The organism is Rhodococcus sp. D-6 (assembly GCF_040256695.1).
Lineage (GTDB): Bacteria > Actinomycetota > Actinomycetes > Mycobacteriales > Mycobacteriaceae > Rhodococcus > Rhodococcus pyridinivorans.
The window spans coordinates 392,098-404,765 of record NZ_CP132970.1 but is presented as its reverse complement, the minus strand read 5'-3'; the positions used below and the strand labels follow the sequence as shown (position 1 = coordinate 404,765).

Annotated in this window: 12 protein-coding genes; 7 read left to right on the top strand and 5 right to left on the bottom strand. The window is 68.3% G+C overall.

The window, feature by feature from the left end:
* Positions 1–63 precede the first annotated feature (63 nt).
* Positions 64–711 (top strand): hypothetical protein, encoded by a 648-nt coding sequence (locus tag RBB84_RS01990; RefSeq protein WP_024103324.1) that lies wholly within the window; start codon positions 64–66, stop codon positions 709–711.
* Between the two features lie 57 nt (positions 712–768).
* Here the strand turns inward: RBB84_RS01990 and RBB84_RS01985 are convergent, their stop codons facing one another.
* Complete coding sequence (locus RBB84_RS01985; protein WP_024103323.1) at positions 769–1,149, bottom strand: hypothetical protein; 381 nt, start codon at positions 1,147–1,149, stop codon at positions 769–771.
* A complete protein-coding gene (locus tag RBB84_RS01980) occupies positions 1,146–3,080 on the bottom strand; it encodes a hypothetical protein (RefSeq protein ID WP_024103322.1) in 1,935 nt (644 codons plus the stop codon). The genes RBB84_RS01985 and RBB84_RS01980 overlap by 4 nt, the downstream gene beginning before the upstream one ends.
* Between RBB84_RS01980 and RBB84_RS01975 the strand changes: the two genes are divergently transcribed.
* The 6 genes from RBB84_RS01975 (at position 3,079) to RBB84_RS01950 (ending at position 8,773) form a co-directional block, all read left to right on the top strand.
* A complete protein-coding gene (locus RBB84_RS01975; RefSeq protein ID WP_331712445.1) occupies positions 3,079–3,873 on the top strand; it encodes an ATP-binding protein in 795 nt (264 codons plus the stop codon). The two genes, RBB84_RS01980 and RBB84_RS01975, sit on opposite strands and share 2 nt — an antisense overlap.
* Complete coding sequence (locus RBB84_RS01970; protein WP_331712444.1) at positions 3,870–5,201, top strand: ATP-binding protein; 1,332 nt, start codon at positions 3,870–3,872, stop codon at positions 5,199–5,201. The genes RBB84_RS01975 and RBB84_RS01970 overlap by 4 nt, the downstream gene beginning before the upstream one ends.
* 67 nt (positions 5,202–5,268) lie before the next feature.
* The gene (locus RBB84_RS01965; RefSeq protein WP_231911961.1) at positions 5,269–6,711 is read left to right on the top strand and encodes an FAD-dependent monooxygenase; all 1,443 of its coding nucleotides are present in this window, start codon (positions 5,269–5,271) and stop codon (positions 6,709–6,711) included.
* Between the two features lie 25 nt (positions 6,712–6,736).
* Positions 6,737–7,255 carry a 5'-hydroxy kinase gene (locus RBB84_RS01960; RefSeq protein ID WP_024103319.1) on the top strand — a complete coding sequence of 173 codons (519 nt, stop codon included), beginning with the start codon at positions 6,737–6,739 and terminating at the stop codon, positions 7,253–7,255.
* Positions 7,256–7,530: 275 nt separating this feature from the next.
* The gene (locus RBB84_RS01955; protein ID WP_064255793.1) at positions 7,531–8,082 is read left to right on the top strand and encodes a CGNR zinc finger domain-containing protein; all 552 of its coding nucleotides are present in this window, start codon (positions 7,531–7,533) and stop codon (positions 8,080–8,082) included.
* A 112-nt stretch (positions 8,083–8,194) separates the two neighbouring features.
* The gene (locus tag RBB84_RS01950; protein ID WP_231911960.1) at positions 8,195–8,773 is read left to right on the top strand and encodes a pentapeptide repeat-containing protein; all 579 of its coding nucleotides are present in this window, start codon (positions 8,195–8,197) and stop codon (positions 8,771–8,773) included.
* A 99-nt stretch (positions 8,774–8,872) separates the two neighbouring features.
* Here RBB84_RS01950 and RBB84_RS01945 read toward each other — a convergent pair whose 3' ends face one another.
* Genes RBB84_RS01945 through RBB84_RS01935 form a run of 3 tightly spaced genes read right to left on the bottom strand, consistent with a single transcriptional unit; the run spans position 8,873 to position 12,665 of the window.
* The gene (locus RBB84_RS01945; protein ID WP_024103316.1) at positions 8,873–10,267 is read right to left on the bottom strand and encodes an FGGY-family carbohydrate kinase; all 1,395 of its coding nucleotides are present in this window, start codon (positions 10,265–10,267) and stop codon (positions 8,873–8,875) included.
* Positions 10,264–11,196, bottom strand: a complete 933-nt coding sequence (locus RBB84_RS01940; RefSeq protein ID WP_006550635.1) for a carbohydrate kinase — start codon at positions 11,194–11,196, stop codon at positions 10,264–10,266. Before RBB84_RS01940 ends, RBB84_RS01945 begins: the two co-directional genes overlap by 4 nt.
* Entirely contained in the window at positions 11,193–12,665 is a 1,473-nt protein-coding gene (locus RBB84_RS01935; RefSeq protein WP_064255792.1) for a mannitol dehydrogenase family protein, read from the bottom strand. Before RBB84_RS01935 ends, RBB84_RS01940 begins: the two co-directional genes overlap by 4 nt.
* Between the last annotated feature and the right edge of the window lie 3 nt (positions 12,666–12,668).

The following is a 12,668-nucleotide window of genomic DNA, read 5'->3' as shown; positions in this document are numbered from 1 at the left end:
CACCGCCACCACAGTCTCCGAACGATCGCTGGTGTCACCGCACATCGACCTGGGAGGTTTCCCGTGACCCCGTTGACGATCAGCTACGAGCGTTGCGTGCTCAACGCGCTGCTCGATGACCCCGACTCCTCGTTCGCCGAGCAGTTCGCGAACCTCGACTTCCACGACGCCGAAGACGAGCGCACATGCCTGGAATATCTGCGGTCGCTGCTCGAGTCGCTCACCGAGTACGCGGCATGGAAGTCCAGCACCGAGGCGCGTGTGAGCGTCTACGGCGAGTTCACCTGCGACGGCGAGGGGTTCCCTACAGGAAACGGCCTGACGATGCAGGTCTTCCTCGATAGCTTCGGCATCTGCGATGTCGGGATCGACTCGGTATGGCAATTGCCGCTGCGCGAGGAGTTCACTGTCTTCGATCTGATCGACGGCACCGTCGCCTACTTCAACGAGTTGGTCCGCAGGTTGACCGGGCTGCTGTGTCCACCCCCGGCGCGGTCGCTCGCACTGTCGGTGTTCCCGCCCGATGTCGTGCGCAGCGAAGCCACCGAGGATCCTCACCTCAGCGACATCGAGCGTGCCCGGCTGCGCGCGGCGACCGATGAACAGATCGCCAACGCGATCAACCAGGCGTGGCCTGCCGTGGAGGACCGTTGGTACGCGATCCATGACGAGCTGCAGCACGCGGCGGTGCGCGCCCTCGTGCACGAGTAGAACACGCCCCTTAGGCGGGAGGGCGGGGCCAACGGGCGACGTCCTCCCACCCGGGGGTCAGCGTCGGCTCGGCCGGTCGAGGTCGAGATACTGGCGTCTGGCTTCCTCGACCAGCCAAGGGTAGGCCCGCGCAATCTCCACGAGCACCCGCTTCTTGATGACGGTGCCGGCGATGTCGGACAGCTGTTGCCCGCCACTGCTGCGGACGCCGTTGCGGTGCGCGTCGTAGTTCGATCCGATGTGCCGCAGCCAATTCACGCACAGCCGTTTGAGGAACGCTTCGCTCGAGGTTGTCTCGGCCGGACGCTTGCCGGGCGCGAGGCGAGCGTTGTAGTGCGCGATCGCGCGGCGGACGAGCACCGGCGGCGCGAGCTGGACGACCTGCACATCGACTCGGGTGGCCGCGGTCATCGCCTTGGTGTGGTCGGGCGGGGTCATCGCGTGATCTCCGGGGCCGGATTGAATGCGACTGCTGCCTGCTGCGCGAGATGGTCTGCGGTGCCGGAGTCCTCGGCGGTCGCGCAGGAGCGTTTGAGGACCACGCCATCGATGTCGAGGACGCAGGTGACGTGCATGTCGGTGCCGGTCCCTGACACGCTCGCCGGGGTGAGACCGCGCCAAGCCTGCCGTTGGGTACTCATGGTCACTCCCCCCTGCGGTGCCCGCGTGGTGCTCGTCGGTGGGGTGGTCGGGGTTCGGGACGTCGAGGCCACCGGTATCTCCTGGGCGTAGCTCGGCGGCCCGGGGTCGGGTCCGGTCTGGGGAATGACAACGATGGTCCGCACCAGGTCATCCTTGGTGGACGGGCAGCGCTGGTTGCTCGCGCTGATGTCCTGCCACACCGATTCGCGGTCGTCGCGACCGACAATCGCTGCGGTGACGATCACGTTCGTGGTGGCGGAGGGGTCGAAGTTGTCCCAGGACGTTGCCTTCGCGCCGGCTCCGGCATCGGCGGTGGTGTCGTCGGAGACGAAGATCCGCGAGGACTGCCACCGCATCCCGTCCGCCTCGGCGCCGGCCGCCGGCCGGGTGCCACCGCACGCCAACGATCGCGCATCGGCGGCGGACAGGCTTCGGGTGGTCGCGTCGGTGGCATCAGCACCGTCCGTCCACGACCGAAGGCTCACGCCGGGGATCGACTGGTTGGCCGGAAGGACCGATGCGGCGACGTTCGGCAGCTCCTGCTCGCGAAAGTCCGGTGCGCCGGTCATCGCTGCCGACAGCGCCAGCCCGCCTGCGACGGCGATGACCACCACGCTCGCGCCGACACCACCGAAGAGTGCGAGGGTGCGTTTGGAGATTCCGCCGGGCGCGGGTTCGTCGTCCGCGTCGGTGTCGGTGATAGGGCGGGGTCCCGGATCGTCGGTGCTGTCGATCGCTGCAGCGGCGAAGGTGAGGGCACCGCGGCACAGCACGTGCTGGGGATGAGCCATGACCTTCACGAGGCCGTGAACCCGCGCAGCGGCGGGTACGGCCGGGTCGTAGGCCAGTCCACCGCTCAGCATCAGTCGGTGACTGATCGGTTCGGTGGCGTTCTCGTCGAGCCGCGTCAGCAGCTCGCTGAATCGGTGGGCGAAGTACTGTGCGCCGGTCGCGTCAACGTCCTGTTCGGACAGCGTGATCCGTCCGACGGGCCGGGGCAGATGGACGGTGACGGCGTCGCTGTCCGCGAGCGCTTCTCGGGCAGCGCGTACCCGGGGGACGCCGGCGAAGCCCCATCGGGCATCTAGGGCCTGGTCCGGGAAGCCGGCGTCGGTGAGTGCGTTGGCGAGGAGGAATCGGTCGAAGATGTCTCCGCCGCTGTCTGATTGGGCACGTCCGATGATCCGTGGGCCGCGCTCACCACCGACGACGGCGATCGCTGACAGGTCGGTGGCTCCGCAGTCCACGGCAACGATCCCGGCCCCGACCGGCAGCGCGGGGAGGGCGTAGGCGAGGGCCTTGTCGGAGGGGATGAGGGTGACGGTGCGGGTCAGTGCAGCATGCACGATCCGTTGGAAACGGCGCCGCAGTTCAGGGGTCCACGTCGAGGGCACGACGAGCACGATCTTCGGGGTCGTCCCGAGCTGGGCGATGGCCGTCTCCAGCACCGGGCGCAGCAGCAACCCGGTCAGGGACTCGATCGACCAAGACACTCCGTCGATGACGAGAGACGGCACGTCGAGGCGGTCGACCAGCGGTCCGAGCTGCGCCAGCGTCACCGGGTCACCATCGCGGGCTGGCCGAGGTTGCCCGGCCTGCACGACCAGCCGTGCCGGCGGGGTGGTGGTGCCACCGATCGCGAGCGGGGTCACACGGCCGCTGGTGTCACGGACGGCCGCGGAGAGAGTGCACGCTCCGACATCGATGGCCAGGACAGGGTTGGGCATGCGGCCGATGATCGCGGTTCGCTTCTCCAGCTCAGTGGTACTCGATCTCACGCGCGCTGATCAGGGTGACAGCGGACTGGAGCGGCACGTCGAGGCGTTGGCCCGGGCGCGACGCGTGTTCGTCGGTCGCGATGCCGAACTCGAGATCGTTCGCTCCGCACTGGACTCCCCCGAACCCTCGATCGCCGTGCTGTACCTGTACGGTCCGGGAGGCATCGGCAAGACCTGCTTGCTCGGCGCGATCTCCGATCTTGCGGAACGGAGCCATCGCGCGGTGACTGTGATCGACGGGCGCAACACGGATGCGTCGCCCGGCTCGGTCCTCGCGTCGGTGGATCGCCACATCGGCGACCGGCCGAGGGTGCTCCTCCTGGACTCGTACGAGCGGCTACGCGTGCTCGACGACTGGATCCGAACCGATTTTCTTCCCGGCCTTCCTGCGACGACGCTGACGGTGATCGCCGATAGGTCACCGCCCTCCGCGGGATGGCGCACCGATCCGGGTTGGGGTGATCTGCTCCGGATCGTGTCTCTCAGGAATTTCGACCCCGCTACGAGCGCTGCCTACCTCACCCCTGCGCGGGTTCCCGAGGAACTGCACGACGAGATCATCGGGGCAACGCACGGACATCCGCTCGGGCTCGGTCTGCTCACGGATGTCTTCGTCCGAGGAGGCGATGTACGTGTGCCGTGGCCTCCGGATCTCGTCGGGATGTTGCTTCGACGTTTCTCGATACCGAGCCGGGGATCGCACATCGCCGCGCCCTGGAAGTGTGTGCGCTCGCCCGGGTGACCACCGAGGCCCTGCTGCGTGACGCCCTCGAGCTCACCGATGCACACGCCGAGTTCGAATGGCTCCGTGAGCTGTCGTTCGTCGAAGCAGGGCCGGACGGATTGTTTCCCCACGATCTGGCACGCGATGTCCTCGACGCCGATCTGCGCTGGCGCGATCCCGATGCCTACCGGTACACCTTCCACCGCGTGTGGAAGGGCATTCGCCGCGGTCTCGATTCTGCAGGAGAATGCGAACAGCAGCAGGCCATCGTGGACCTGAAATTCGTGTTCCGCAATCTCCCCGGTGTGCTGTCGCCGGTGGATTGGCAGTCGTGGGGAAGCGCGCAACCCGAACGTGCGGAGCAGGCCGATCACTCCGCGATCGTCGATCTCGTGCGGACGTCGGAGGGAGACGAATCCGCGGTGCACGCGCGACGATGGCTCGAGCGACAACCCGAGGGTTTCTTCGTGTTGCGCGACACCGACGGATCGATACGTGGTGTGCTCGGTCTGTTGGAACTCTCGCGAGCGTCACCCGAGGATGTCCGTGCCGACCCGGCGACGCGAGCCGCGTGGGATTTCGCCCGGCGGACAGCGCCTTCCCGTCCCGGCGAGTGTGTCGCGATCACACGCATCGTCATCGACCGCGCTGACTACCAGAATCCTTCTCCGACAATGAACTCGGTTCCGGTGCTCACCTTCCAGCGCTATTTCACCCTGCCGCATCTGTCGTGGGACTTCCTGGCGCTGGCGGAGCCCGACCGGTGGAACGAGTACTTCGCGGTCGCAGATCTCCCCCGTGCCGAAGGAGCGGATTTCACGGTCGGCGATCGTCACTACGGACTGTTCGCTCACGACTTCCGCCGTCGGGATGTCGACGAGTGGCTCACCGTCGTAACCGATCGTGCTCTGGCTCAGGGGCACAGCGGTCCCGAGCCCACGATGTCCCTGCCTCTCGCGCTGTCGGAGAGAGAATTCGCGGAGGCGGTCCGAAATGCGCTGCACGACCTCCGTCGGCCCGATCTCCTCTCTCGTAATCCCCTGTTGCACACGAGGGTCCTCCACAAACGGTCCTCTCCCGACGATCCCGATCCGGTGGTGCTGCGCGCGCTCCTTCGTGAGGCGATCGATTCCTTGGCGAGCGACCCTCGGGACGACAAGCTCTTCCGCGCGGTGGACCGCACGTACGTGCGCGGCGCAGCAACACAGGAAGCAGCGGCAGCCAGACTCGGGCTGCCGTTCAGTACGTACCGCCGACATCTGACCCGCGGCGTCACCCGCGTCGTCGGATGGCTGTGGGATCTGGAGGTGTACGGCGAGGCACCGTCCGGCCGTGAGCACATGTGAGCAGGTTCCGGCCTGTCGACCGAGCACCTTCCGCAGCGACGATCGATTCCGAGGAGGAGGTGTGATCATGTCGATCGGAGAGCGCGCCGTGGTTCTCGGCGCGAGCATGAGCGGATTGTCGGCGGCCCGTGTCCTGTCGGACAGGTTCGCCGAGGTGACGGTGATCGATCGTGACCGGCTGCCGTCCACGGACGAACCACGCCGTGGGGTGCCCCAGGGACGGCACATCCACGTGCTGATCTCACGGGGACAGCAACTCCTCGAGGAGATGTTCCCCGGGTTGTCACAGGAGCTGACCGCTGCAGGCGTTCCCACCCTCGACCACCTGGGCGACGTACGGTGGATTCTCAGTGGTCACCGGATTCGTCAGGGGCCGAGCGGTCTTCGAGTACTGGCAGCCGGCCGTTCGCTGCTGGAGCGCCGGATTCGTGACCGTGTGGCCGCGTTGGCGAACGTCGAGATCGTCGAACGGTGTGATGCCGCGGGTCTCGTCGCGACCGCGGACCGCAGCCGGGTGGTCGGTGCGCGGATCATCCGCCATGCCGACGGAAGCGCCGAGCAGGTGCTCGATGCCGACCTCGTCGTCGATGCGACCGGACGCGGATCCCGCGCCTCCGAATGGCTCGGGAGACAGGGCTGCCCGCAGCCCCGGGTCGACACCGTCGAACTCGATGTCGGCTACGCCACCGCGGTGTTCCGTGCGTCTTCGGTTGCACTCGGCAGCGACCGGGGCATCGTCATGGCGCCCACGCCCGAACATCCACGCGGTGCCGCCCTGCTCACCCTCGAATCAGATCGGTGCATGGTGGCCCTGATCGGGGTCCGCGGCGAAACCGTGCCGGCGACCCGGAGGGACTATCTCGAATTCGCACGGTCCCTGAGGTACCCGGACGTGTACGACGCGATCGCGGATGCCGAATGGGTCGAGGATGTCGTCCGGTATCGCTTCCGGGCGAGCACGTGGCATCGCTACGACCTTCTCGACCGATTTCCCGACGGATTCCTCGTCCTCGGCGACGCGTTCTGCAGTTTCGATCCGATCTATGCCCAGGGGATGACGGTCGCCGCCCTCGAAGCCACCGCAATGGGCCGCCTCCTCAACGACCACGGGCCGTCCGCTGCCGTTCAGCGGAAGCTCGCACGTGTCGTCGACGATGCCTGGGCGATGTCCACCGGTGGCGATCTCGCGTTCCCCGGTGTCGAGGGCCGGCGGGATCCGAAGACGAGGATCGGCAATGCATACGTACCGATGGTGCACGCGGCAGCCGCATACGACACGAAGGTGGGCACAGCGTTCGCCCGGGTGTCCGGACTGCTGGATCCCCCATCGGCATTGATGCGCCCAGGAATCATGGCACGTGTTGTCCGACAGAACATTTCGCATTCGGTCGCGTGGCCGTGGCGCCGAGCCGACGGATCCGCGATGCCGCCTCGCCGGTCGTCTCCGGGACCCGCCGGTCCGGCGGCACGATCTTCGTCCCTCTCGCGGGCCGGGCGCATGCACACGTAGTCGTCGGAGTGGGTATGCATCGTCCGTGACGAAGAAGACGCGCGATCGCAGGAAACCGGGGCGGCAACGGCACCGGCCGCCGAGCACCGCGCCCCCACCGCCGGCGCGATACGTCGAGGATCCGACGCTGCCGGCGGCCTGGCTCGTCGACATCGACGGAACGCTCGCGCACATGAGCGACCGGAGTCCCTTCCACTGGCACAGGGTGGGCGAGGACACCGTCTCCCCGGCGGTCGAGGCCGCGGTGCGCGCGTTCGCCGCCGCACCCGACAGGGCTGTGATCGTGCTGCTCTCGGGACGCGACGGCGTGTGCCGACCGGAAACCGAGGAGTGGCTCGCCCGGCACGACATCCCCTACGACGAGCTGTACATGCGTCCGGCCGGCGACAACCGGAAGGATTCGATCGTCAAGGCCGAGCTGTTCGACCGTCACATCCGGCACCGCTATCGCATCATCGCGGTGCTCGACGATCGCGATCAGGTGGTGCGCATGTGGCGACGGATGGGACTGGTGTGCTTCCAGGTCGCCGAGGGCGACTTCTGACGAGCACCGGCGCATACCCGGTTCTCGAACGATGTTTCAATCATGCTGGGACACTTCGGCACTCAGCGTGGACGGTGGAACGAACGGGGCCGCGCCGAGATCGACACGCCGAGTCCCGCACCCGACACAGCGCACGTACAGCACCTGTCCGATCGACGTGGCGTGGCTCGACTCCACACTCCATGCGTGTTCGTGAGGACGGGTCGAGGTCGGGCATTCCTGTGGGTTCCGAGCTTCGATGGCGGCCATGCCCACCACCATGATGTAATGCCCTTATGCATCTCAACCCTTACGGCGAGTATGCGGTCCTCCTCGCGGCCTCACTGGCCGGCGACTGGCCCGACGATCGGGCCGGCATCATGGCCCGTACCCGCGAGGTGGGCATGACCATGGACTTCCCGACCGCGCCCGACGACCATCCACGCACCCGTGAGGTCATAGACGACTGGCTCGCCGTCGTCGACGCGTCCGACCCCAGGGAACGTGCGCGCCTGCTCAACGAGCAGATGGCCGCCGCAGCGGCTTATCCCCGGCTGACCGATCACGACGGCGAGGGGTGGCACCTGCACTACCGCGACGAGGTCCAACCGCTCCCCGACGTACTGCGCGCGGTGATCAGCGTCGGCACGGCACTGCACCTCACCACTCGTGGAATGCACCGCCTCCACCGGTGCGCCGCAGCGGACATCCCGACCAACCCGTGCTCGGCCGTGGTCGTCGACATCACCCGCAACGGCCGCCAGCAGTACTGCTCCGTGCGCTGCGCGAACCGCGCTGCAGTGCGCCGGCACCGAGCGCGAGCGGCCCACCAGCGTCGACCCGCATAGCCCGAGTAGCACATCGCAATCGGGAACGGGCCTGTCCCCCACGTTCCCGCGAACCCGACGGGTTGGGAAGCTGGACCGCAGACACCCCACCGATCCGGAGGCCCCGAGAACCATGGCTGCTCGTTCCACCACCCGCCCGCCGAGGATCGACGCCCCGGACCTCGGCGTCCTCACCGACGCGGACGGCGACGAGTTGCTCGCGCACGGAATCTTCGAGAACAGCCGCTACACCGACACCGACCTGACGGGTCGTGATCTGGCCGGGATCATCCTGTCCGAATGTTCGCTCGTCGCACCGATCGTCGCCGACAGCGACCTCACGAGCGCACGCCTGCGAGATACTCTGGTCGAGCGCATGCAGGCACCGAATCTGTTCGCGCCGCGCAGCGGCCTGCACCGCGTGCACATCCGGGACAACCGGCTCGGTGCGCTGGACCTCCTCGACGCGGATCTGCGCAGCGTCACGATCGCGGATTCGAAACTCGGCCTGGTCAATCTGCGGGCCGCCACGGGACGCGACGTGCTCTTCCGCGGCTGCATCCTCGACGAACTGGATCTGGGAAGCGGCACGTTCACCCGCGTCGCCTTCGAGGACTGTTCCGTCGGCGTCCTCGACGTCGACCGCGCAACCCTCGACCAGGTGGATCTGCGCGCCTGCGGATCGACACGATCCGCAACATGGGCGGGATGAAGGGCGCGACGATCGACGCCCACCAGGCCGTAGCCCTGGCAGGGCAGTTCGCCTCCCACCTGGGCCTGCGCATCGAGGACCTCCCCTGAGCACTGCGTCTCAGCGGTCGGTCAGATCCCGCACCTCCGCGTAACGCTCCCGCACGTGCGGGGCCGGGTCGGCTTCGTAGTGGCGGCTCGGTTCGGGTTCCCAGGTGGGAGGCTCGTCGCCTCCGCGCAGCACCCACGCCGCCTGCCTGGCGGCGCCCCGCGCCACATACTCCCCCGGTTCGGGAACGTCGACAGGCATGCCCAGCACCGCCGGCGCCATCTCGCACACCGCCTGCGAGCGCGCCCCACCGCCGACGAGCAGCACCCGCCGGACCTCGGTGCCCTGCGCCCGGATGTGGTCGATGCCGTCGGCCAGCGAACACAGCAGGCCCTCGAACGCCGCGCGGGCGACATGCGCGGGCGTCGCCGTTCCGAGCCGCAGCCCGTGCAGGGCGCCCGTCGCGCCGGGACGGTTCGGGGTACGCTCCCCTTCCAGATACGGGACCAGCACGAGTCCGTCGCTGCCCGCCGGCGCCGAGAATGCGAGCCGCGTGAGCTCGGTGTGGTCGACCCCGAGCATCGTCGCGGTGGCGTCCAGTACCCGGGCCCCGTTGAGCGTGCACACCAGTGGCAGATGCCGGCCGGTCGCGTCGGCGAATCCCGCGACGTAACCGTCCGCATCGCGTGCCGGTGTCGTGGACACGGCGCACACCACGCCCGACGTGCCGATCGAGACGACCACGTCGCCCTCACGGACGTCGAGGGCCAGCGCACTCGCCGCATTGTCGCCGGCTCCCGGACCGAGCAGGGCACCGGCGACCGTCTCCCCGACACTCTCGGCCGGCCCGGCGACCCGAGGGAGGAATGGGCTCGGCCGGCGCAGGGCCTGTTCGAGCAGATCGTGTCGGTAGGTGTCGGTGGATGCGTCGAAGTAGCCGGTGCCGCTCGCGTCACTGCGATCGGTGGCGAGCCGGTCGAGGTCGCGGTCGGTGCGCATCGTCCACGTCAGCCAGTCGTGCGGCAGGCACAACGCCGCCGTGCGGTCGGCATTGCCGGGTTCGTGGTCGGCGAGCCAGCGTGCCTTCGCGACGGTGATCGCGGCGAGCGGGACCACCCCCACGGCCTCGGCCCACGCGCCCGCGCCACCGGCCTCGTCGACGAGATCGGTCGCTGCCGCTGCGGATCTCGTGTCGTTCCACAACAACGCGTCGCGGACCACGTCGCCGCGCTCGTCGAGGCACACCATGCCGTGCTGCTGCGCTCCCACCGAGATCGCCGAGACGTCGTCGAGTCCGCCCGCTTCCGAACACGCCCGCTCGAAGGCAGCACGCCACTCCAGCGGGTCGACCGCGGTGCCGGACGGATGGGGAGCGCGACCCTCGCGCACGACGGCCCCGGTGTCGGCGTCGCACACGACGACCTTGCAGGACTGGGTGGACGAATCGATCCCGGCGACGAGCGTCATCGCGCCGCCTCCCGGGCCGCGGTGCGGTCGGCCAGCGTGGGCAGGTCGGCACCGGCGCGGGCCACCGTCAGACCGGACGTCCACGCGGCGATGTCGAACACATCGCGCACATCGTCGATCCCAATGCCACGCAGCCGTTCCCGACGGTCGGCCCCGAGGAGACCGCAGGTCCACAATCCGTCGAGCAGACCGGTGGTGAAGGCGTCGCCGGCGCCGACCGTGTCGACCACCTCGACCCGCACGGCGGGTACCTCGACAGTCCCGGCCGCGCACAGCGCCACCGCACCTTGTTCTCCACGGGTCACCGCAACGATCGCCGGCCCTCGCGAGAGCCAATCCCGCGCGGTGTCGAGGGGATCACGATCGGGCGCGAACCACGTCAGGTCCTCGTCGCTGGCCTTGACCACGTCGGCGAGCGAGACCAGACGTTCGATCCGTTCCCGTCCGCGCGCCGGGTCGTCGATCAGCGCCGGTCGGACGTTCGGATCGAAGCTCACCGTGGATGTTCCCGCCTGCTGCGCAACGAGTTCGGCGACGAGATCGCAGCCGGGTTCGAGCACCGTCGCGATGGACCCGGTGTGCACGAGCACGGCGTCCACCGACGGCGGCGGCTCGACAGGATCCCAGACGATGTCGAATTCGTACGTCGCGGAACCCTTCTCGTCGATCTCTGCCTGCGCGGTCGCCGTGCGCTCGGCTGCTGCGCTCCCCGGCGTCAGCGACACCCCGGAGGCCGCGAGGTGATCGACGATCCGCCGTCCGCGGGCGTCGGTGCCGACGCGTGTCGTGAACTGCACGGGCCGGCCGAGCCGGCCCAGACCGAGCGCGACGTTGAGCGGACTCCCGCCCACGTGCTCGACGGGTTCGGCGCCGCCGCGGTGGACGATGTCGACGAGGGCTTCTCCGACGACGAGGGCGTGGCCGTTCATTCCGGCTCCCCCGGAATTTCCTTCAGGGTGGCGCGTGCGCCGTCGCTGTGCAGGGCGTTGAGCGCCCAGGTGTAGGCGTCGACGAAACGGTGGTTCTGCGCGAGATCACCGAAGACCTCGGCGTTCTCGATGAAGGCGGTGGGATGCGTGAGTTGTCCTCGCGCGATCGGGACGAGCGTGTCGGCGAGCCGGTCGACCACCTCGATCGGTTGTCCCTGTTCGTCGATACCTTCGGCATAGCGCGCCCACGAAGCGACGATCGCCGCGGACAACCGCACGTGCCCATTGGCGGCAAGGTTCTCCCGGATCACGGGCACCAGCCACTTCGGAATGCGATCGGACGACTCGGCGCACAGGCGTGCGATCGTGTCCCGGATCTCGGGGTTCGCGAACCTCTCGATCAGGGTGGTCTTGTACTCGTCGAGATCGATGCCCGGCACCGGTTTCAGGGTCGGTGTCGCTTCGGTGTCCATGTACGCACGGACGAATCCGGCGAGGAGCGGATCCTGCGCGGCCTCGTGGACGAGGCGGTATCCCATGAGATACGCGAAATAGCAGAGTCCCTGGTGACCGGCGTTGAGCAGACGCAACTTCATCAGCTCGTAGGGAGCGACGTCGTCGACGATCTGGACTCCCGCATCCTCGAAGGGCGGTCGCCCGTCGGCGAAGTCCTCCTCGAGCACCCAGGAGGTGAAGGGTTCGGCGGCGACCGGCCAGCGGTCCTGCACGTCGAAGCGTTCGGAGAGCGCCGAGACCACCTCGTCGGTGGTCACCGGGGTGATCCGGTCGACCATCGAGTTGGGGAAACGGACGTGCTCGGTGATCCATTCTGCGAGATCAGGATTCAGAAGGCGCGCGTATTCGGTGAAGACGCGACGCGCGACGGTTCCGTTGCCCTCGATGTTGTCGCACGACATCACCGTCGGAGCGCGCAGCCCCCGCTCCCGGCGCCGGGCGAGAGCCTCGGTGACGAGACCGAAGACGGTGGCCGGGGGTTCGCCGGACCGCAGATCGTGTTGCACGGCCGGATCGTCGACGTCGAACTCACCGGTGTCGTGACGGATGTTGTAACCGCCCTCGGTGACGGTCAGCGAGATGATCCGGGTGGTCGGGGCCGCGAGGAGCTCGATGACCGCCTCGGGATCGTCTGGGGCGTAACGATAGTCGACGATGGAGCCGATCACCCGCGGCTCCCAGGTGCCGTCGGGGTGGGTGAGCACCAGCGTGTACAGGTGGTCCTGGACGGCGAGCGCCTCCTGCATACGGCGATCACCGGGGAGCACCCCGACGCCGCAGATACCCCATTCCTTTGCCTTCCCCTGTTCGAGGAGCCGGTCTACGTACATCGCCTGGTGCGCGCGGTGGAATCCGCCCACACCGAAGTGCACGATGCCGACGGAGACGTCGTCCCGACGGTAGGTCGGGACGGGCACACCCAACTCGGGAAGCGTCTGCTCGTTCACGTGCATGGA